Raw genomic sequence first — 19053 nt, 5'->3', positions numbered from 1 at the left:
CCGAGGAGCGCAGCACGTATGACGGCGGTGGACGTCCCCCAGCTGGTGGCCCAGGCCCGTGAGGGCCGGCCGAGAGCGGTGGCCCGGCTGATCTCGCTGGTCGAGGGAGCGTCCCCGCAGCTGCGCGAGGTGATGGCGGCGCTGGCCCCGCTGACGGGCGGGGCGTACGTGGTGGGGCTGACGGGGTCGCCGGGCGTCGGCAAGTCGACCTCGACCTCGGCGCTCGTGTCCGCGTACCGCAAGGCCGGCAAGCGGGTCGGCGTCCTCGCCGTCGACCCGTCCTCGCCCTTCTCGGGCGGGGCGCTGCTCGGCGACCGGGTGCGGATGTCGGACCACGCCTCGGACCCGGGTGTCTACATCCGCTCCATGGCCACCCGCGGCCACCTGGGCGGGCTCGCCTGGGCCGCCCCGCAGGCGATCCGGGTGCTGGACGCGGCCGGCTGCGAGGTGATCCTGGTCGAGACGGTCGGGGTCGGGCAGTCGGAGGTGGAGATCGCCTCGCAGGCCGACACCTCGGTGGTGCTGCTGGCCCCCGGGATGGGGGACGGGATCCAGGCCGCCAAGGCGGGCATCCTGGAGATCGGCGACGTTTACGTGGTCAACAAGGCGGACCGGGACGGCGCGGACGCCACCGCCCGGGAGCTGAACCACATGCTGGGCCTGGGCGAGGCCCGGGGCCGGGACGACTGGCGGCCGCCGATCGTGAAGACGGTCGCGGCCCGTGGTCAGGGCATCGACGAGCTGGTCGAGGCGCTGGAGAAGCACCGGGCGTGGATGGACGAGCGCGGCGTGCTGGCCCAGCGCCGGGCGGCCCGGGCGGCCCGGGAGGTCGAGACGATCGCCGTGACGGCGCTGCGGGCGCGGATGGCGGACGTGCACGGGGACGCGCACCTCGACGCCCTGGCCGCCAGGGTGGCCGTGGGCGAGCTGGACCCGTACGCGGCGGCGGACGCGCTGCTGACGACGCTGACGGAGGCGTAGGGCCTCGAACCGGGCCGGGCCCCGGCAGGGCGCGTGCGGCGCCGCTGCCGGGGCCCGGCCCGGTTTCGTCAGGAGTTCTCGTCCGAGTCCGAATCGGAGTCCGAGTCCGAGTCCGACTGTGCGGTGACCTTGCCGGTCGTGGGGTCCACGGAGCCGTTCCACGTCTTGCCGTCGGAGCCCTTGACCTCGACGTGCCAGTACGGGGCCGAGCCGTTGTCACCGGAGTCCCATTCGACGGTCCACGTCGTGCCCGGGTGGGCGGCCACGGCGGCCTTGGCGGCCTGCGCCGCGGTGATCTTGGCCGCGAGCAGCCCCTTGTGCTCGGCGGGGTTCTCGTCGGTGTCCACGTTCTGTCGGGAGACCTTGCCCGTGGCGGCGTCGACCTCCAGCTCGGCGTGGCCCTTGCCGTCCTTGGTGATCACGTCCACGTGCCAGACGTTGCCGTCGCGGTCGAGGGACTCGACCACGCCCGGGTAGTCCTTCAGAGCGGCGGCGAGGGCCTGCTCGGCCGTGACGTCGGCCTTGGCGGCGGTGGCCGCGGGGGCGGTTCCCGCCAGGTCGGCGGAGACCGCGGCGGCGGTCGCCACGGGGCCTGCGACCAGCAGGGCCACGGACGCGGCCGCTGAGACGAACACGTTGCGCTTCATAGGCTGGACCTCCTCAGGCCGGCCCACGGACACAGGGCCGGCAGCGAGCGTTCCCAGCCATTGTCGGGCCGATGGCCGTCCGGGGCGCGGCGAGCCCGTGGGGCCCGCGCTGCCCGGACGGCCCCGGCCTCAGACCTTGCCGCGGTTGTCGCGCAGGTGCTCCGCGACCGGGGTCAGCGAGGCGCGCAGCGCCGCCAGGGCCTCCGGCGGCAGCAGGTCGATGAAGTGCCGACGGACGGACGCCACGTGGTGCGGGGCGACGCGTCGCATCGTTTCCATGCCCTCGTCCGTGAGCACCGCGTACAGGCCGCGGCGGTCGGACTCGCAGTTCACCCGGCGGACCAGGCCGGCCGTCTCCATGCGCGTGATCTGGTGCGACAGCCGGCTCTTGGACTGCAGCGTGGCGGTCGCGAGATCGCTCATCCGCATCCGGTGGTCCTGCGACTCCGAGAGGTTCACGAGGATCTCGTAGTCGTTGTTGGTGAGTCCGAAGGGCTGGAGATCCTTTTCCAGCTGGTGCATCAGCAGCCTGCTGACGTCCAGGTGGGTGCGCCAGGCGCACTGTTCGGCGTCGGTCAGCCAGTGGGTCCCCCCGGACGGAGTCTGGGGGAGGGGGGCCGTATCGGTCTCCATGGTCTCCATGAATGAACTCTACCTAAAAAGTTGAATTGCGTACAAAAATCTCAGGTCAGGGGGATCACAGTCCGAGGCGGCGCTGGAGATCACCCAGCTGTCCCGGCATCCGCGGCACGCCCAGCTGCCCCATCGGACCCTGACCGGCCCCCGGAACGCCCTGTGCGTTGCCCGTGGCCGCCCCGGCGCCGACCGCGCCGATCGCCTGCTCCGCCATCAGCATCTCCGACGACTGGAGCAGCACCGTCCCCGCACCGACGAACTCGAACTGGTGCTCCTCGCCCGAGCTGCCGCCTATGCCGGTCAGCGAGCGCAGTCCGCCCATCACGCCCGTCATGTAGCCGTGGTCGTAGTGGTGGCACGGTGAGGGGCAGTCCGCCCAGCCCACCAGCGCCTGCGGGTCCACGCGCAGCGGCGGTTCCATGAACACCACCGGTCCGTTGGACGCCGCCACGAACTTCCCGGTTCCGATCAGCGTCAGGAAGCCCGGGACGATCGACTGCTTCAGGGCGAGCGAGGGCTGGTACGCGAGGAGGTTGCCCGACCGGATCGTCAGGTTGCCCTTGTCCAGGTCGTACGAGTTCACGTCGAAGGCCCGGTCGGCCAGCAGCATCTTGCCCGAGCCCTCGGCGACCACCCAGTCACTGGCGTGCAGCGGCGAGTGGAAACTGGTGCGCAGCAGGCGGTCGAAGCGTCCGTTGCCGATTCCGTTGAACTCGATGTGCCCGTAGTACGAGATCATCTTGCCCTTCTGCAGGAACCACTGGCTCCCCTTGAGCTCCACGCAGAAGGTGTACGCGTTCACGTTGTCGTCGGAGGGCAGCGTGTACGGGTCGAAGACTGTCGGGCCGCCCGGTCCGCCGGTCACAGGGCCAAAGTTCACAGCTTCTCCTCGGAGGCCTGTACGTACACCGCGCCCTGGCCGGACAGCTCCAGCTGGAACGCCTCGCCCGAGCCGCGCCCCACCATGTCCCGCCAGCCGAGCGCGGTGGAGAGCTTGTTGCGCACGTCACCGTGGTGGGCGACGTACGCCTGCGGGTCCACGTGGATCGGGCGCTGCGGGGTGATCGGCAGTTCTATGACCCCGCCGTGGGCCATCACGGCGACGGAGCCGTGGCCCTTGAGGGTGGTGGTGAAGAGGCCCTGGCCGGTCACCTGGCCGCGGACCATGCCCATGACCCCGCCCTGGGAGCCCATGAACATCGTGCCCTGCTGGAGGGTGCCGTCGAAGGCGAGCAGCCGGTCGGCCTCGACGTAGAGGGTCTCGCCGGTCAGGTTGATCACTTGGATGTGGTGGCCGCCGTGGCCGAACATCACGGTGCCGCTGCCCTCGACCGCCATCAGCGGGGTCTGCTCGTTCGCCACCCGGCGCCCGATCATGCTCATGACCCCGCCCTGACCGCCCGTCAGGCTCGGGGTGAAGGAGACCTCGCCGCGGTACGCGAGCATGGCGCCGCGCTGGCTGTACATCTTCTGACCCGGGATCACCTGGGCCTCGACCATCTTCGAGTTGATCTCGCGGAACGGCATCAGATGTCGCCCCCGACGGTGTTGCGCTCGCTGGGCTGCACGTAGACCAGGCCCTCGCCCTCGAAGCGGATCTGGAACGCCTCGCCGGAGCCCTCGCCGATGAGTGTGCGGAAGTTCACACCGGACTGGAAGGACTGCTGGAGGTTGCCGGTGTGCGCGATGTACGCGCCGGGGTCGACGGACAGCGGGTACTGGGCGCTCACGCGCAGCACGACGGCCGGCCCGTCGGACATGATCGCGGCCTGGCCCGAGCCCTCGACGGTGGTGGTGAACAGGCCGTTGCCGGTCGTCGCGCCACGCAGGCCGGTGAAGGTGGTGCCGGTACGCAGACCGGCGTCGGTGCACAGCAGGTTGCTGGACTCGACGTAGAGCTTCTCGCCGCGCAGGTTGACCAGGTTGATCTCGCTCGCGCGGTCGGCGAAGAAGCAGGTGCCGTGCCCCTGCACTTCCATCACTGTCATCTGTTCGCCGGTCAACCGGCGGGTCACCATGCCGCGGAGGCCTTCGCCGCCGCCGGTCATCTTCTTGAAGGCCATCTGCCCGTCGTACGCGACCATGGAGCCGTTCTTCGCTTTCACGGCATCCCCGGTCAGATCGACGGCCAGCACCTTGCTGCCTTGGAGTCGGAACTGAGCCACGGGGAGACGTTATCGGCAGCGGGCGAACCCGAACAGGGCCTCGTGGCTGATATATGCCACACCCAGGAGATATCGGTGCGGCCGTACGGGGGTCCCGGACCTCCCGCGCAGGCCGCGGCGGGGGGAGGGGCCGGGTCAAGATCCCGTAAAGCGGCTGAGACACTGGGAAGGACCCTGGCCTCCACCCCGAAGGTTCCACGTGGACATCAAGACCGCCTCCGCCCTGCACCGACTGCGCCTCGTCTCCGTTCCGGAGGCGCTGTCGTTCCCGGCCCTGCTGATCTTCGGCTCGCTGCTGAGCCGGGTCTCGGACATCGACTACCTGATGATGCCGCTCGGCGCCATCCACGGGATCCTGTTCGTCCTGTACGCGGTCTTCCTGCTGGACGTCTGGAACAAGGCGAAGTGGCCCTTCAAGAAGGTCCTCCTCTTCTTCGTGCTCGCACTGGTGCCCTTCGGCGGGCTGTACGGCGACAAGCTCCTCAAGCGCGACGAGGCCGACAGCGTCGTCGCGGCCCGTGCGCGCGAGGCGGCCGGCGCATGATCGTCGCGTTCTCGGTGACCCCGCTGGGGGTCGGCGAAGAGGTCGGGGAGTACGTCGCCGACGCGGTCCGGGTGGTCCGCGAGTCCGGGCTGCCGAACCGCACCGATGCGATGTTCACCACCGTGGAAGGCGAGTGGGACGAGGTCATGGACGTGGTCCGGCGCGCGGTGGCGGTCGTCGAGGAGCGGGCGCCGCGCGTCTCCTTCATCCTGAAGGCCGACATCCGCCCCGGGGTCCACGACGGGATCACCTCCAAGGTCGAGACGGTGGAGCGGCACCTGGCCGAGGGCTGAGCCGCCCTCACCGGTCCTCGTTCCACCGGTACTTCCGAAAGCGCCCCCGGCCTGCAGCAGGCCGGGGGCGCTTTCGCATGCCCCGGACGGCCGCGCGCACGCAGTTTTGAGCGATCGCTCAAGTTCCCCTAAGGTGTCGGTTGAGCGATCGCTCAATTGTCGGAACGGGGGGTGGCGATGGGCCTGTACGTCGAGACGCGGATCCGGGTCGGCATGGACGAGCTGTGGGAGCGCAGTCAGGACCCGGCGCAGCACCAGCGGTGGGACCTGCGCTTCACCTCCATCGGCTACCTCCCGTGCGCCGAGGGCGAACCCCAACGGTTCCGGTACGCGACCCGCGTGCTGCCGTTCCTCTCCGTCGACGGGACCGGGATCTCCGCCGGGGAGCGCCACCGGTCCGACGGCACCCGGGTCTCCGCCCTGCGGTTCGCCTCGGAGCACCCGCTGTCGTTGCTCGCCGAGGGCAGCGGGTACTGGCGCTACGTCCCGGGCCCCGACGGGATCCGCTTCCTCACCGGCTACGACTACCGCCCGCGCTGGGGCCGCTTCGGCACCCTCGCCGACCGGCTGGTGTTCCGCCCGCTCATGGGCTGGGCCACCGCCTGGTCCTTCGACCGGCTGCGGCTGTGGTGCGAGCGCGGGACCACCCCGGGCCTCGCCCTCGCCCGCGCGATCGGCGAGTGCGCCCTGCGCGTCCTGCTGTCCGTGGCCGCCCTGCTGTACGCGCCGCTGCCGGCCGCCCCGTTCGTCCTGGCCGCCGCCCTGCTGCTGCCGCCGCTGCCCGGCACCCCGGCCGCGCGCCGCTGCCTGCGCACCCCGCCCGGCCGCACCCCCGCCCGCGCACCCCGCCTGCTCAGCACCCTGGAGCCGTCGTGACCTCCATCTTCCGGGCCCACATGGGCGCCGCGTTCGACCGGCTGCACCCGCAGATCCAGCGCCGCTTCTCGGTGGGGCTCGCGAGCGGCGAGGGCTGCATCGGCCGCGGCACCATGGAGCGGATATGGCACGGCCCCGCTTACGTGAAGCCCTTCCTCCGGCTCGGCGGCGTACGGAACATCCTGGTGCCCCACGAGGGACGGAACGTCCCCTTCGTCATCGAGAACCTCCCCTACCTCGACTCCTTCGGGCGCGAGACCGTCACCTTCGTACGGACCTTCCAGCTGCCCGGCGGAGCCCACCGCTTCGACGCCACGATGGTCCACAGCCCCGAACGCGACTGCGTCCTCGACTACCTGGGCACCCACCAGCACCTCGCCAGCGACCTCCACATGAGCGCCGAGCCCGACGGCTCGCTGCTCATCCGCTCCGGCGAACACCGCTTCCGCGAGGGCCCCCTCGACGTCCGCGTCCCCGACCTCATCGGCGGCGAGGCCGAGGTCCGCGAGTCCTTCGACGAGACCACCGGCCGGTTCCGGATCCGGGTACGGGTGGTCAACCGCCGCTTCGGACCGCTCTTCGGCTACGAGGGCACCTTCACCGCGAGTTACGTCGACGCCCGCGACCGGTGGGCGAGCGGGCTCTGCGGCGACCTGCGCCCGGTCCGCGAGGAGGCCCGGGCATGAGCGCCGCCACCAAGGAGAAGCTGCTCGAGGGCGCCCTGCGCACCGTGGCCGAGCAGGGCATCGCCAAAGCCTCCGCCCGCACCGTCGCGGCCACCGCCGGGGTGGGACAGGGCCTGATCTTCTACCACTTCGGCTCCGTGGACGAGCTGCTCGCCGCGGCCTGCCGGTACGGCGCCGAGCAGCGGGTGGCCCGCTACCGCGACCGGCTCGCCGCCCTGGGCAGCCTCGCCGAACTGCTGGAGTTCGCCCGCGCCATGCACGAGGAGGAGCGGTCCGCCGGGAACGTCGCCCTGCTCGGGCAGCTGCTGGCCGCCGGGCAGACCTCGCCCGTCCTGGCCGCCGCCACCGCCGACGGTCTCGGTCTGTGGATCGAGGAGCTGGAGAAGGTCCTCGCCCGGCTGCTGTCGGCGACCCCGCTGGAGGGGTACGCCGACCCGGCCGGGCTGGCCCGGGCCACGGCCGCCTCCTTCATCGGCATCGAGCTGTACGAAGGGGTGGACCCGGGGGGCGCCGGCAGCGCGTTCGCCGCGCTGGAACAGCTCGCCGGGCTGGCCGCCGTGCTGGAAGGTCTCGGCTCGCTGAGCCAGCGCGTGGTGCGGCACGGCCTGCGGCGCGGCACCCGCTGACCGGGGGTGCCCTGCCGATCGGGTCGGGCTCGCGGTGGCCGGCCCGACCGGCCACCGCTCCCTGATCCGGCCTCACCGACAAGGCACCCCGTCGGCCGCGCCGACCCCGCCGGCCGCACGCGTCACCCGTACGGCCCCGTGGCCCCGGACCTGAGGAAGGACCGCCCGGTCGGCCGATCCCCGTTCGACACGACCGGGTCCGTCACCTTTCGTGGGGGTACAGGCCTCGGGATCGAGCACCGGGAGGGACCGTGGCGCCGGAAGGCTTCGACTACGAGACGCACAGCCGCCTCGCCGGTCCGTTCGCGCAGCCGGCTCCCGGCCCCGACGGCGTCCACCGGGTGCAGTACCGCTCCCTCCTCTCGCGCGAGGAGGTCCGCACCCGAATACGGGCGATCGCCCTCATGACGCTCGCCCCGGTCGCCGCGGCCGGACTGCTGCTCTACCTGGTCTGGCCCACCCACTGGACCGTCCGGGAGGGCGCCGCCCGCTGGCTGATCGTCTGCGATGCCATGATGCTCTGCTCCATCGCGTTGATCATGCTGTTCACGCTGGTCAACGTGGTGTCGATCGCCCACGCCACGATGGCCGCCTGCGACCCCGTCCCCGTACCGCCCGAGCCCGGCACCCGCGTCGCGTTCCTGACGACCTACGTCCCCGGCAAGGAGCCCCTCGCCATGGTGCGGGCCACCCTCCGGGGCGCGCGGCGCGTCCGCCACGGCGGGCCGCTGGACGTATGGCTGCTGGACGAGGGCGACGACCCCGAGGCCCGGGCGCTGTGCGCGAAGCTCGGCGTACGGCACTTCACCCGCAAGGGGGTGCCCGAGTGGAACACGACGAAGGGCTCCCACCGGGCGAAGACCAAGCACGGCAACTACAACGCCTGGCTGGAGCGGCACGGCGACGACTACGAGTTCTTCGCCTCCGTCGACACCGACCACGTCCCCCTCCCGAACTACCTGGAGCGGATGCTCGGGTTCTTCCGCGACCCCGACGTCGCCTTCGTCGTCGGCCCGCAGGTCTACGGCAACTACACCGAGGCCGTCACCAAGGCCGCCGAGTCCCAGCAGTACCTCTTCCACGCCCTGATCCAGCGCGCCGGCAACCGGTACGGCGCCCCCATGTTCGTCGGCACCAACAACACCGTACGGATCAGCGCCCTGCGGCAGATCGGCGGACTCTACGACTCCATCACCGAGGACATGGCCACCGGCTTCGAACTCCACCGCCGCAGGAACCCGGCCACGGGGCGGTTCTGGCGGTCCGTCTACACCCCCGACGTGCTGGCCGTCGGCGAGGGCCCCGCCTCCTGGACCGACCTCTTCACCCAGCAGCTGCGCTGGTCCAGGGGCACCTACGAGACCCTGTTCAAGCAGTACCGCAAGGGCCTCTTCACGATGCCCGCCGGGCGCCGGCTCAACTACACGCTCATGCTCGTCTACTACCCGATGACCGCCGTGAACTGGCTGCTCGGCGTCCTCAGCTGCGCCCTCTTCCTGTGGTTCGGCGCCTCCGGCACCCAGGTCTCCTCCAAGGTCTGGCTGATGCTCTACGCCGACGCGGCCGCCCTCCAGGTGGGCCTCTACCTGTGGAACCGCCGCCACAACGTCTCGCCCCACGAACCGGCCGGCTCCGGCGGTGTCGCGGGCATGGCCCTGTCCGCGGTCTGCGCGCCCGTCTACCTCAGGTCGCTCGGCTCGGCGGTGCTGCGCACCGAGGGCCGTTTCGTCGTCACCCCCAAGGGCGGTGACGCCAGCCCCGACCGGCTGATGACCTTCCGCATCCACCTCTTCTGGGCCGCCGTCCTCATCGTCTCGCTGCTGGCGTCCGTCCGCTTCGACCACACGCACGTCGCCATGCGCGTCTGGGCGGTGCTGGCCCTGGCCATCGCGCTCGCCCCGGTCGCCGTGTGGTGCGTGACGCGCGGCAGGACGGGATCCGGGGGCGGGGCGGACGGGGGCTCCGAGCCGGGTGAGGAGCCGGCGTACGTGCGGGCGACAGGAGGGAACTGAGCATGGACTACCGGCCGTCGAAGAAGTTCAAGAAGACCGCCCTGGGCGCCGCCGCCGTGCTGGTGCTGGTCGCGCTCAACGCACCCGCCGCGATCTCCTTCGCCGAGGACAAGTACCACGCGTACAAGATCGGACAGACCAGTTACCGGATCCAGTACGGGTCGTGGGGCCTCATCGGGCTCCCCGAGGAGTACCGGATCAACGCCATGCACGCGGCCCTGCTGCACACGGGCAAGGTGCTGCTCATCGCCGGCAGCGGCAACAACCAGAAGAACTTCGACAAGGGCACCTTCGACACCGTCCTGTGGGACCCGAAGGACGACAGCTTCAAGAAGATACCGACACCGGAGGACTTCTTCTGCGCCGGGCACAGCCAGCTGCCCGACGGGCGGCTGCTGGTGGCCGGCGGCACCGCACGGTACGAGGTCCTCCACGGGAAGGTCACCCGGGCGGGCGGGCGGATGCGGGTCAAGAACGAGAACCCCGACAAGGTCGTCAAGCTGCGCAAGGGCACCCGGTTCCGCTCTCCGTCCGGCGTGGAGTACGAGGCGAAGTTCGACGTGGTCGTGCCGAAGGCCAGGAAGAAGTTCGAGATCACCTACGGGCGCGGCGGGCAGGTCATGCCGTGGCGGACCACCGTGGTCGCCGCCGAGTCGCGGGTCTTCGTGGAGGCGGTGAAGCCCGGTGCCGAGGGGCTGACGACGGAGGCCGCGCAGTACGAGGTGGTCGGGCTGACCGGCAAGGACGCCGACAACGTCTACGGGCTCGCGGAACGGCTGAGCGCCGACAAGCAGGACTTCCAGGGCATCAAGTCGGCGTACGAGTTCGACCCGGTGGCGGAGAGGTACCTGCGCGTCGACCCGATGAGCGACGCCCGCTGGTACCCGACGCTCGTGACCCTGGAGGACGGGCGGGTGCTCGCGGTCTCCGGGCTCAACGACGTGGGCGACGTGGTGCCCGGCGACAACGAGTACTACGACCCGCGGACGAAGAAGTGGTCCAAGGCCCCCTTCCACTACTTCCCGACCTATCCCGCGCTCTTCCTCATGCAGGGCGGCAAGCTCCTCTACACCGGCTCCAACGCGGGCTACGGCCCGAAGACCAAGGGGCGCGAGCCGGGCGTGTGGGACCTCGCGACCAACGAGTTCAAGAAGGTGGGCGGGCTCGCGGAGCCGGACCGGCTGGAGACCTCCTCCTCGCTCCTGCTGGCGCCCGCCCAGGACCAGAAGGTGATGGTCCTCGGCGGTGGCGGGGTCGGCGAGTCCAAGCTCTCGTCCAGCCGGACCGCGATCGTGGACCTGAAGGAGGAGAACCCGGTCTTCAGGTCCTCGGCGCGGCTGCCGCGCGCCACCCGCTACCTGAGCAGCGTGCTGTTGCCGGACGACTCGGTCTTCACCACGGGCGGCTCCGCCGACTACCGCGGCCGCAGCGCCAGCGACATCCACAAGGCGCAGTTCTACTACCCGCGCACCGACTCCTTCGTGGCCGCCGCCGATCCGACCGTGGGCCGCAACTACCACTCCGAGGCGCTGCTGCTGCCCGACGGGAGGGTGGCGACCTTCGGCTCGGACCCGCTCTTCGCCGACAAGGACAACACCAGGCTCGGCAAGTTCGAGCACCGGCTGGAGGTGTACTCGCCCCCGTACCTCTACCGCGGCGAGGACCGGCGGCCCGTCCTGGGCGAGGGGCCCGAGGAGCTCGACGCGGACGGGCGGGCCACCTTCGCCGCCGCGCACCCGGAGCGGATCGAGCGGGCCCGACTGATGCGGCCGAGCGCGGTCACGCACACCACGGACGTGGAACAGCGCTCGATCGAACTCGGGCTGACCAGGACGGACGACTCGGTCACGGTCGAGGCGCCGCAGGACCCGACACTGGTGCCGCCCGGCTGGTACATGCTGTTCGTGACCGATGCCGGCGGGACGCCCTCGGTGGCGAAGTGGCTCCAGGTCAAGGCCCCGCAGCCGGCGGCCCCGTAGGAGGTGTCCGGCCGGTCGGGCCGGGCTCGACGGGCCGGACACCGCCCGGTCATTGCCTGGCGCGGCGGGCCAGCCCCAGGGCGTAGTCCGGCCACCAGGTGCCGGCCGACGGGCCGCCGCGGCAGGTCCCGTCGGACTCGCCGGGCCGCTTGACCCAGAGGTACGCGTCGACGAGCGGGTCGCCCGTCCGGTCGGTCGGCGGTGCCCCGAGGGCGCGGCCCGGCGGATTGCACCAGGCCTGGGTGCGGTTGCCGGGCAGCGGTCCGTCGCCGTTGCGGCTGGTGTCGATGACGAAGTGCTTGCCGCTGGTGCCCTTGGAGATCTTGGCGCCGTAGGCCCGGGCGGCCGCGTCGGGCTGGAAGTTGGAGACGTTGAGGGCGAAGCCGTCGGCGCGGTCGAGGCCCGCCTTGAAGAGGGGGTCGACCAGGTCCATGGGGTTGGGGATCCAGGCCGGGTTGCCGGCGTCCAGGTAGACCTTGGTGTTGGGGTTCTTCTTCAGCCGGTCGACGGCCTCGGAGAGCAGCTGGTAGCGCTCGGCGTGGTGCTCGGGCCGGGTGCAGCCGTCGATGATGTGCGCGATGGCGTCCGGCTCCAGGACGACGACGGCCTTGGTGTCCTCGATGTTGTCGGCGAAGGCGCCGATCCAACTGCGGTAGGCCTGGGCGTCGGGGGCGCCGCCGGCCGAGTGCTGGCCGCAGTCCCGGTAGGGGATGTTGTACGCGGCGAGCAGCAGGGTCCGCCCGGTGGCCCGGGCTCCCGCCCTGGCCCGGCGGATCTCGGGGCCGGGGTCGTCGCCGGGTCCCCACAGGGTGAGCGGGCGGTCCGCGATCCTGCGCAGCACTTGGGCGTCGCTGTTGCGGCCCGCCGCCTCCCAGGCCGCGACCTGCCGGGCGGCGTCGCTGTGCGGGTCCACCCAGAACGGGGACTCCTCGGCCGCGACGATGGGGGAGGGCGCCGCGGGCGTGGCCGCGGGGGTCCCCGGCTCGGGTGCGGGCTCGCCGCCGCAGGCGGGGGCCGCGGCGAGGAGCGCGAGGAGGCCGAGGACGGGGGCGGTGGTGCGAAAACGCGGCCTGCGAGCGGCGGGGGGCATCCGGCTTCCTCGGGACGAAGGGTCGGGCAGCGGAGCGAGATACCGGCATATGTTGACATGTCGGACAGTGGGCGTGGCTGTGCGACACCGGGCGGCAGGGCCGCGGGGGCCGGCCGACCTCAGGGGGCGGGGTCGCCCGTGGTGAGCGCGATCGCCAGCGGGGTGCGCTCGTAGCGGACCTGGCGGCCGTGGCGCGAGGAGATGAGCAGCCCCGCCGCCCGCAGGACCCCCAGGTGGGCCGAGACCGTGGACGGGGCCAGGGCGAGCCGGTGGGCCAGCGCCGTGGTGGAGGCCGGTTCTTCCAGCGCGCACAGCACCTCGGCCCGGGCCCGGCCCAGCAGCTGGGCGAGCACGTCCGGGGTGTTCTCCCGGGCCGGGGTCCACAGGGCGCCGATGCCGCGGGCCGGGTAGACGATGGTGGGCTGCCAAGGTGCGTCGAAGCCGCCCGCGATCCCCGGCCAGATGAAGGCGCTCGGCATCAGGAGCAGTCCCCGGCCGCCCAGGACGCGCTCGTGGTGACTGGTGGGCCGGTCGATGGTCAGGGTGAGGGAGGCGGCGTCCCAGGCGAGGCTCGGGTGCAACCCGTCGAAGAGGGACTGGAGACCGCCGGCGGCGAGGCGGCGCGAGTGGAAGAGGATGTCCGCCTCCAGCAGGGCCCGCAGCCGCGGCCAGTGCGGCTCGATCAGCACGCTCCAGGCCCGTTCCAGCAGATCGGCCAGGTCCCGCACGGCCCGGGCCGGATCGGCCAGCAGGGACCGGCCCAGGTCGCTGTCGAGGGCGCCGGGCGTACTGGCCAGCGACTTGCGGATGTCCTCGCGCGCCACGGCCGGATCCGCCGCGCGGATCAGCGCGATCTCCTCCCCGAAGGAGACCCCGGGGCCGCTGGGCGGCGGGCCGATGAAGTCCGCACTGTGTCCGCGGTGCGGCATCAACAGCCACAGCGGCCGCAGGTCCAGCCCGTCGGCGGCGGCGCGGATCTGCCGCAGCCAGGGCAGGTGGTAGCCCTGCCGTTCCGCGAGCTTCAGGGTGCGGACCGCCTCCTGCGTCTCCCACGCGGGCGAGAGCGCGAAGCGGCACCGCAGCAGGTCCTCGTGCCCGAAGTAGTGGTGCAACCCCATCCTGGCGCTCCCTCCCCTTCCTCATCCCGCGCGATGCCGGTGCCGACGACGGCGACGCCGGTGCCGACGATGTTGCCGACGACGTGAAGACTCTGCCCCACCATTCGGCCCCAGCCGAATCTCTGGGGCGCCGGCCCCGGGCCCGGGAGGCTGGGCCCATGCCAGCCGACACCCAGGCGCCCGGGCGGTCCGCACCGCCACCGGGCTACCGCTCCGTGTTCCGGGTCCGTGAGTTCCGGACCGTCTTCGCCGCCCACCTACTGTCCGTGTTCGGCGTGGTCGTCGCCGAGATCTCGCTGTCCGTCCTCGTCTACCGCACCACCGGCTCGCCCCTGATGAGCGCGCTGACCTTCGCCCTCGGCTTCCTCCCGTACGTCCTCGGCGGCACGCTGCTCGCCGGGATCGCCGACCGCCTTCCTGCCCGCCGGGTGCTCGTCGCCTGCGACCTCGTCTGCGCGCTCTGCGCGGCCGCCATGGTGGCGCCGGGCACGCCCGTCGCCGTGCTCCTCGTCCTGCGCTGCACGATGGCCTTCGTGGCGCCGCTGTTCCAGGGCACGCGCAACGCCTCCCTCGCCGACGTCCTCGGCACCGGCGACGCCTTCGTCCTGGGCCGCTCGCTGCTGCGCATGGTGGCCCAGAGCGCCCAGCTCATCGGCTTCGGCCTCGGCGGGCTGCTGCTCACCGTGCTCGCGCCGCGCGCGGCGATCGCCCTCACCGCCGCCGGCTTCCTCGGCTCCGCACTGCTGCTGCGGCTGGGCACGCGCAGCCGCCCCGCCCGCAGCAGCGCCCGCACCTCCCCGCTCGCCGGACTGCGCGCCGTCCTCGGCCGGCGCCGGCTGCGTGCGCTGATGCTGTTGTTCTGGCTGCCGCCCGTCTTCCTCGTCGCCCCCGAGGCGCTGCTCGCCCCGTACGCGGACGGCATCGGCGTCGGCACCGCCGCCCTCGGCCTCATGATGTGCGCCCTGCCCGTCGGCACGATCGCCGGGGAGCTCTGGGCCGGCTCGGCCCTCACCGCCCGAACGCGATCGCGGATCGTGGTGCCGCTCGCAGCCGCCGGGCTGCTGCCGCTCCTGCTCTTCGCCGTCCGGCCGGGCCTGCCCGTGGTCCTCGCCGCCCTGCTGCTCGCCGGGCTGGCCCACGCCCACACCCTCGGGCTGGACCAGTGGTACGTCGAAGCCGTCCCCGACGAGCTGCGCGGCCGGGCGATGACGCTGCTCAGCACCGGCCTGATGACCCTCCAGGGGGTCGGCATGGCCCTGGCCGGCCTCGCCGCCGAATTCCGCCCGGTGCACGAGGTCGTCACCGGTGCCGGGGTCCTCGGCACGGGGGTCGTGCTGCTGCTCCTGGCCGAACTCCGGGCGGCCGCCCGGCAGGAGGAACGACTGAGGGATGAGACGGCCCCCGCGGCGAAGTGACCTCCCGGTAGGGTCGGACGCGTGCCCAAGCCGCTCAGCCTTCCCTTCGACCCCATCGCCCGCGCCGACGAGCTCTGGCAGCAGCGCTGGGGACCCGTGCCCTCGATGGCCGCGATCACCTCGATCATGCGCGCGCACCAGATCCTGCTCGGTGAGGTCGACGCGGTCGTCAAGCCGTACGGGCTGACCTTCGCCCGGTACGAGGCGCTGGTGCTGCTCACCTTCTCCAAGGCCGGCGAACTGCCGATGTCCAAGATCGGCGAGCGGCTGATGGTCCACCCGACGTCGGTGACCAACACCGTGGACCGGTTGGTGAAGTCCGGCCTGGTCGCCAAGCGGCCCAACCCGAACGACGGCCGCGGCACCCTCGCCTCCATCACGGAGAAGGGCCGCGAGGTCGTCGAAGCCGCCACGAAGGACCTGATGGCCGTGGACTTCGGCCTGGGCACGTACGACGCCGAGGAGTGCGGGGAGATCTTCGCGCTGCTGCGCCCGCTGCGGGTGGCCGCGGCGGACTTCCAGGAGTAGCCGGGGCCGGAGGTCGGGGCCCGGGGCCGCGTCAAGATCGAGCAAAACGGACGGCTAGGCTCGTCGGCATGAAACGAAGCGTGCTGACCCGCTACCGCGCCATGGCCTACGTGACCGCGGTCATGCTCCTGATCCTCTGTGCCTGCATGGTGGCGAAGTACGGCTTCGACACCGGCGCCGACCTGACCTTCGTGGTCTCGCAGGCCCACGGTGTGCTCTTCATGATCTATCTGGTCTTCGCCTTCGACTTGAGCTCCAAGGCCAGGTGGCCCTTCGGCAAGATGCTCTGGGTCATGCTCAGCGGAACGATTCCGGTGGCCGCCTTCTTCGTCGAGCGCAAGGTCCGCGCCGAGGTCGAACCGCTGGTCAGCGACTCGGTCGCGACCGCCAAGGCCTGATCGCCGCCGCGCACGAGGCAAGCGTCACCCACCCCCGGGGCGAGTCCCCGGGGGTTTGCCATCGACATTTACTAGGACGTCCTAGTAAATTCATGGGTATGGACGCTGACGCCATCGAGGAAGGCCGCCGTCGCTGGCAGGCCCGTTATGACAAGGCCCGCAAGCGCGAGGCAGACTTCACCACGCTCTCCGGCGACGAGGTCGAGCCGGTCTACGGGCCCCGGCCCGGCGACGCGTACGAGGGCTTCGAGCGCATCGGGTGGCCGGGCGAGTACCCGTACACCCGCGGGCTCCACGCCACCGGCTACCGCGGGCGGACCTGGACCATCCGGCAGTTCGCCGGGTTCGGGAACGCCGAGCAGACCAACGAGCGCTACAAGATGATCCTCGCCGCCGGCGGCGGCGGGCTCTCGGTCGCCTTCGACATGCCGACCCTCATGGGGCGCGACTCCGACGACCCCCGCTCGCTCGGCGAGGTCGGGCACTGCGGGGTCGCCATCGACTCCGCCGCCGACATGGAGGTCCTGTTCAAGGACATCCCGCTCGGCGACGTCACGACCTCGATGACGATCTCCGGCCCGGCCGTCCCCGCCTTCTGCATGTACCTGGTCGCCGCCGAGCGGCAGGGCGTGGACCCCGCCGTCCTCAACGGCACGCTCCAGACCGACATCTTCAAGGAGTACATCGCCCAGAAGGAGTGGCTCTTCGAACCGGAGCCGCACCTGCGCCTCATCGGCGACCTCATGGAGTACTGCACGAAGGGCATCCCGGCCTACAAGCCGCTGTCCGTCTCCGGCTACCACATCCGCGAGGCCGGGGCCACGGCCGCGCAGGAGCTCGCGTACACCCTCGCCGACGGCTTCGGCTACGTGGAGCTCGGCCTCTCGCGCGGGATGGACGTCGACGCCTTCGCGCCCGGCCTCTCCTTCTTCTTCGACGCGCACCTCGACTTCTTCGAGGAGATCGCCAAGTTCCGCGCCGCGCGCCGGATCTGGGCCCGCTGGATGAAGGAGGTCTACGGGGCGAAGAGCGAGAAGTCCATGTGGCTGCGCTTCCACACCCAGACCGCCGGGGTCTCGCTGACCGCGCAGCAGCCGTACAACAACGTCGTGCGCACCGCCGTGGAGGCCCTCGCGGCCGTGCTCGGCGGCACGAACTCCCTGCACACCAACGCCCTCGACGAGACCCTCGCCCTGCCGAGCGAGCAGGCGGCCGAGATCGCCCTGCGCACGCAGCAGGTGCTGATGGAGGAGACCGGCGTCGCCAACGTGGCGGACCCGCTGGGCGGCTCCTGGTTCGTGGAGCAGCTCACCGACCGCATCGAGGCCGAGGCCGAGAAGATCTTCGAGCAGATCAAGGAGCGCGGCCTGCGCGCCCACCCCGACGGGCAGCACCCGATCGGGCCGATCACCTCGGGCATCCTGCGCGGCATCGAGGACGGCTGGTTCACCGGGGAGATCGCCGAGTCGGCCTTCCAGTACCAGCGGTCGCTGGAGAAGGGCGACAAGCGCGTCGTCGGCGTCAACGTGCACCACGGGTCGGTCACCGGCGACCTGGAGATCCTCCGGGTCAGCCACGAGGTGGAGACCGTCCAGGTGCGGGAGCTGGCGGCCCGCAAGGCCCGCCGCGACGACGCCGAGGTCGACGCGGCGCTGAAGGCGATGCTGGACGCCGCCCGGGACGGGTCGAACATGATCCCGGCCATGCTGGACGCGGTGCGGGCCGAGGCCACGATGGGCGAGATCTGCAACGTCCTGCGCGACGAGTGGGGCACCTACACGGAGCCCCCGGGCTTCTAGGCCCGCCTGTGTGAGACGGCCGGTCATGGCGCCCGTACGGTGGCGCCATGACCGGCCTTCCTGTGTCCGTACGGGGCGTGAGCGCGCGCGTGGTGATGAACAAGGGCGGTTGCGGCGGCCACTACGCCTACGTCGTCGCCGACTTCGAGCCGCCGGGGCCGGCCGGGACGGAGATCCTGAACCTGGCGCGGGAGGACCGGCTGCCCGCCGAGTTCCTCGCGGCGGTGCGGGACGGCATCGAGCTGGGGCTGGACGGGGTCGAGGCCGCGGTCCTGATCACCGACGGCGGCGTCCACTGGCCGGACGCCCGCGACATCGGCTACCGCACGGCCGGGGCCCAAGCGGCCCGGGGCGCGCTCGTCGCGGCCGGTCTGCGGCTCGAGGAGGAGGCCGACGCGCTGCGCTGGGCGAGCTGGCCGGGCCGTCGGCGGCCCTGGCCGGGGGAGAACCCGCGGGCCGCGGCGCTGGCGGAGCAGGTCCTGGAATCCCGGCGCCGCTCCGGGGCGTGGACCTTCTGACGACGCGGCGGCAGCGGGCGGCCGGGTGGGTTCGGGCGGCGGCCCGGGTTCAGGCGACGGCCGGGCCGCGCAGGCCGTGCATCAGGAGGGCCGTGAAGGTGGCCACCCAGAGCTCGTCCACCGGTTCGGAGCTCACCAGGGCGCGGTGCACCACCGTGCCCGCGATCACGTCGAAGATCAGGTCCGTGGTGCGGCCCGCGAGGGACTCGTCCTCCTCGTACGGGAGCTCGCCGCGGGCCTGGGCCCGTTCGCGGCCCAGTACGACGAGACGTTTCTGCCGGTCCACGATCGCCGACCGGATCCGGTCGCGCAGGGCCTCGTCCCGGGTGGACTCGGCGACGACCGCCATCAGGGCGGTACGGGCCTCCGGGCGCCGCAGCAGCTCCGCGAACTGCAGCACCACGTTCTCGATGTCCGCTTCGAGGGAGCCCCGGTCCGGGAGTTCGAGCGCGTCGAAGAGCTCTGCGACCGCGTCCACGACCAACTCGTTCTTGCCCGCCCAGCGCCGGTAGAGGGTGGTCTTGGCGACCCCCGCACGGGCGGAGACGTCCCCCATCGTCAGCTTCGACCAGCCCAGCTCGACGAGCGCGTCCCGGGTCGCGGCGAGGATCGCGGCGTCCGCTGCGGCACTGCGGGGACGACCGGTGCGGCCGGGGCTGGGGTTGCGCATGGCCGAGACCATACCCGCCGGTAGCCAAAAGGGCCGCTGTGGTTCAGATCACGGGGCCGGAAGGGGCGCGGG

At 72.0% G+C, this 19053-nt stretch carries 21 protein-coding genes; 13 read left to right on the top strand and 8 right to left on the bottom strand.

Translation table 11 applies throughout. The features are described from left to right. Window positions 1–18 precede the first annotated feature (18 nt). Window positions 19–981 (top strand): methylmalonyl Co-A mutase-associated GTPase MeaB, encoded by a 963-nt coding sequence (gene meaB, locus OG386_RS15735; RefSeq protein WP_189743065.1) that lies wholly within the window; start codon window positions 19–21, stop codon window positions 979–981. Window positions 982–1049: 68 nt separating this feature from the next. Here the strand turns inward: meaB and OG386_RS15730 are convergent, their stop codons facing one another. From OG386_RS15730 to OG386_RS15710, 5 genes are all read right to left on the bottom strand, one after another. Beyond that, the gene (locus tag OG386_RS15730) at window positions 1050–1628 is read right to left on the bottom strand and encodes a PepSY domain-containing protein (protein ID WP_328788686.1); all 579 of its coding nucleotides are present in this window, start codon (window positions 1626–1628) and stop codon (window positions 1050–1052) included. 129 nt (window positions 1629–1757) lie between these two features. Next, complete coding sequence (locus OG386_RS15725) at window positions 1758–2261, bottom strand: MarR family winged helix-turn-helix transcriptional regulator (protein WP_328793266.1); 504 nt, start codon at window positions 2259–2261, stop codon at window positions 1758–1760. Window positions 2262–2325: 64 nt separating this feature from the next. Further along, window positions 2326–3129 carry an AIM24 family protein gene (locus tag OG386_RS15720; RefSeq protein ID WP_328793265.1) on the bottom strand — a complete coding sequence of 268 codons (804 nt, stop codon included), beginning with the start codon at window positions 3127–3129 and terminating at the stop codon, window positions 2326–2328. 11 nt (window positions 3130–3140) lie between these two features. Beyond that, entirely contained in the window at window positions 3141–3791 is a 651-nt protein-coding gene (locus tag OG386_RS15715) for an AIM24 family protein (protein WP_328788685.1), read from the bottom strand. Beyond that, a complete protein-coding gene (locus OG386_RS15710) occupies window positions 3791–4429 on the bottom strand; it encodes an AIM24 family protein (RefSeq protein WP_030009698.1) in 639 nt (212 codons plus the stop codon). Before OG386_RS15710 ends, OG386_RS15715 begins: the two co-directional genes overlap by 1 nt. 199 nt (window positions 4430–4628) lie before the next feature. On the opposite strand from OG386_RS15710, the gene OG386_RS15705 reads away from it, so the two are divergent. The 7 genes from OG386_RS15705 to OG386_RS15675 all read left to right on the top strand — a co-directional run bounded on the left by OG386_RS15705 (window position 4629) and on the right by OG386_RS15675 (window position 11445). Continuing rightward, on the top strand, window positions 4629–4973 hold the full coding sequence (locus OG386_RS15705) for a DUF3817 domain-containing protein (RefSeq protein ID WP_328788684.1): 345 nt from the start codon (window positions 4629–4631) through the stop codon (window positions 4971–4973). After that, the gene (locus OG386_RS15700) at window positions 4970–5266 is read left to right on the top strand and encodes an MTH1187 family thiamine-binding protein (protein ID WP_030720816.1); all 297 of its coding nucleotides are present in this window, start codon (window positions 4970–4972) and stop codon (window positions 5264–5266) included. The genes OG386_RS15705 and OG386_RS15700 overlap by 4 nt, the downstream gene beginning before the upstream one ends. 177 nt (window positions 5267–5443) lie before the next feature. Then, window positions 5444–6142, top strand: a complete 699-nt coding sequence (locus tag OG386_RS15695) for a hypothetical protein (protein ID WP_328788683.1) — start codon at window positions 5444–5446, stop codon at window positions 6140–6142. Next, window positions 6139–6828, top strand: coding sequence for a DUF4166 domain-containing protein (locus OG386_RS15690; RefSeq protein WP_328788682.1), 690 nt, complete (start codon window positions 6139–6141; stop codon window positions 6826–6828). The genes OG386_RS15695 and OG386_RS15690 overlap by 4 nt, the downstream gene beginning before the upstream one ends. Beyond that, on the top strand, window positions 6825–7454 hold the full coding sequence (locus OG386_RS15685; protein ID WP_328788681.1) for a TetR/AcrR family transcriptional regulator: 630 nt from the start codon (window positions 6825–6827) through the stop codon (window positions 7452–7454). Before OG386_RS15690 ends, OG386_RS15685 begins: the two co-directional genes overlap by 4 nt. A gap of 251 nt (window positions 7455–7705) precedes the next feature. Continuing rightward, a complete protein-coding gene (locus tag OG386_RS15680) occupies window positions 7706–9466 on the top strand; it encodes a glycosyltransferase family 2 protein (protein ID WP_328788680.1) in 1761 nt (586 codons plus the stop codon). A 2-nt stretch (window positions 9467–9468) separates the two neighbouring features. Beyond that, window positions 9469–11445, top strand: a complete 1977-nt coding sequence (locus tag OG386_RS15675) for a kelch motif-containing protein (protein ID WP_328788679.1) — start codon at window positions 9469–9471, stop codon at window positions 11443–11445. Between the two features lie 49 nt (window positions 11446–11494). Here the strand turns inward: OG386_RS15675 and OG386_RS15670 are convergent, their stop codons facing one another. Next, on the bottom strand, window positions 11495–12535 hold the full coding sequence (locus OG386_RS15670; RefSeq protein WP_328788678.1) for a glycoside hydrolase family 6 protein: 1041 nt from the start codon (window positions 12533–12535) through the stop codon (window positions 11495–11497). Window positions 12536–12654: 119 nt separating this feature from the next. After that, window positions 12655–13653 (bottom strand): ArsR/SmtB family transcription factor, encoded by a 999-nt coding sequence (locus tag OG386_RS15665; RefSeq protein WP_328788677.1) that lies wholly within the window; start codon window positions 13651–13653, stop codon window positions 12655–12657. Window positions 13654–13811: 158 nt separating this feature from the next. On the opposite strand from OG386_RS15665, the gene OG386_RS15660 reads away from it, so the two are divergent. The 5 genes from OG386_RS15660 to OG386_RS15640 all read left to right on the top strand — a co-directional run bounded on the left by OG386_RS15660 (window position 13812) and on the right by OG386_RS15640 (window position 18311). Beyond that, entirely contained in the window at window positions 13812–15068 is a 1257-nt protein-coding gene (locus OG386_RS15660; protein ID WP_328788676.1) for an MFS transporter, read from the top strand. Between the two features lie 21 nt (window positions 15069–15089). Beyond that, the gene (locus OG386_RS15655; RefSeq protein ID WP_328788675.1) at window positions 15090–15596 is read left to right on the top strand and encodes a MarR family winged helix-turn-helix transcriptional regulator; all 507 of its coding nucleotides are present in this window, start codon (window positions 15090–15092) and stop codon (window positions 15594–15596) included. A gap of 68 nt (window positions 15597–15664) precedes the next feature. Continuing rightward, window positions 15665–15994 (top strand): DUF3817 domain-containing protein, encoded by a 330-nt coding sequence (locus OG386_RS15650; RefSeq protein WP_189743043.1) that lies wholly within the window; start codon window positions 15665–15667, stop codon window positions 15992–15994. 98 nt (window positions 15995–16092) lie between these two features. Further along, a complete protein-coding gene (locus OG386_RS15645) occupies window positions 16093–17793 on the top strand; it encodes an acyl-CoA mutase large subunit family protein (protein ID WP_327383190.1) in 1701 nt (566 codons plus the stop codon). 47 nt (window positions 17794–17840) lie between these two features. Continuing rightward, window positions 17841–18311 carry a hypothetical protein gene (locus OG386_RS15640; RefSeq protein WP_328788674.1) on the top strand — a complete coding sequence of 157 codons (471 nt, stop codon included), beginning with the start codon at window positions 17841–17843 and terminating at the stop codon, window positions 18309–18311. A 49-nt stretch (window positions 18312–18360) separates the two neighbouring features. Here the strand turns inward: OG386_RS15640 and OG386_RS15635 are convergent, their stop codons facing one another. After that, entirely contained in the window at window positions 18361–18981 is a 621-nt protein-coding gene (locus OG386_RS15635) for a TetR/AcrR family transcriptional regulator (protein ID WP_328788673.1), read from the bottom strand. Window positions 18982–19053 lie beyond the last annotated feature (72 nt).

It is taken from the genome of Streptomyces sp. NBC_00273 (genome assembly GCF_036178145.1).
In the GTDB taxonomy this organism is placed as follows: domain Bacteria; phylum Actinomycetota; class Actinomycetes; order Streptomycetales; family Streptomycetaceae; genus Streptomyces.
This window is presented reverse-complemented; position numbering and strand designations above follow the sequence as displayed.

Excerpts from the sequence above, each read along its gene's own strand:
- meaB (WP_189743065.1), top strand. The coding sequence starts at position 19 with ATGACGGCGGTGGACGTCCCCCAGCTGGTGGCCCAGGCCCGTGAGGGC.
- OG386_RS15730 (WP_328788686.1), bottom strand. The coding sequence starts at position 1,628 with ATGAAGCGCAACGTGTTCGTCTCAGCGGCCGCGTCCGTGGCCCTGCTG.
- OG386_RS15725 (WP_328793266.1), bottom strand. The coding sequence starts at position 2,261 with ATGGAGACCGATACGGCCCCCCTCCCCCAGACTCCGTCCGGGGGGACC.
- OG386_RS15715 (WP_328788685.1), bottom strand. The coding sequence starts at position 3,791 with ATGCCGTTCCGCGAGATCAACTCGAAGATGGTCGAGGCCCAGGTGATC.
- OG386_RS15700 (WP_030720816.1), top strand. The coding sequence starts at position 4,970 with ATGATCGTCGCGTTCTCGGTGACCCCGCTGGGGGTCGGCGAAGAGGTC.
- OG386_RS15695 (WP_328788683.1), top strand. The coding sequence starts at position 5,444 with ATGGGCCTGTACGTCGAGACGCGGATCCGGGTCGGCATGGACGAGCTG.
- OG386_RS15685 (WP_328788681.1), top strand. The coding sequence starts at position 6,825 with ATGAGCGCCGCCACCAAGGAGAAGCTGCTCGAGGGCGCCCTGCGCACC.
- OG386_RS15675 (WP_328788679.1), top strand. The coding sequence starts at position 9,469 with ATGGACTACCGGCCGTCGAAGAAGTTCAAGAAGACCGCCCTGGGCGCC.
- OG386_RS15670 (WP_328788678.1), bottom strand. The coding sequence starts at position 12,535 with ATGCCCCCCGCCGCTCGCAGGCCGCGTTTTCGCACCACCGCCCCCGTC.
- OG386_RS15665 (WP_328788677.1), bottom strand. The coding sequence starts at position 13,653 with ATGGGGTTGCACCACTACTTCGGGCACGAGGACCTGCTGCGGTGCCGC.
- OG386_RS15660 (WP_328788676.1), top strand. The coding sequence starts at position 13,812 with ATGCCAGCCGACACCCAGGCGCCCGGGCGGTCCGCACCGCCACCGGGC.
- OG386_RS15650 (WP_189743043.1), top strand. The coding sequence starts at position 15,665 with ATGAAACGAAGCGTGCTGACCCGCTACCGCGCCATGGCCTACGTGACC.
- OG386_RS15645 (WP_327383190.1), top strand. The coding sequence starts at position 16,093 with ATGGACGCTGACGCCATCGAGGAAGGCCGCCGTCGCTGGCAGGCCCGT.
- OG386_RS15640 (WP_328788674.1), top strand. The coding sequence starts at position 17,841 with ATGACCGGCCTTCCTGTGTCCGTACGGGGCGTGAGCGCGCGCGTGGTG.
- OG386_RS15635 (WP_328788673.1), bottom strand. The coding sequence starts at position 18,981 with ATGCGCAACCCCAGCCCCGGCCGCACCGGTCGTCCCCGCAGTGCCGCA.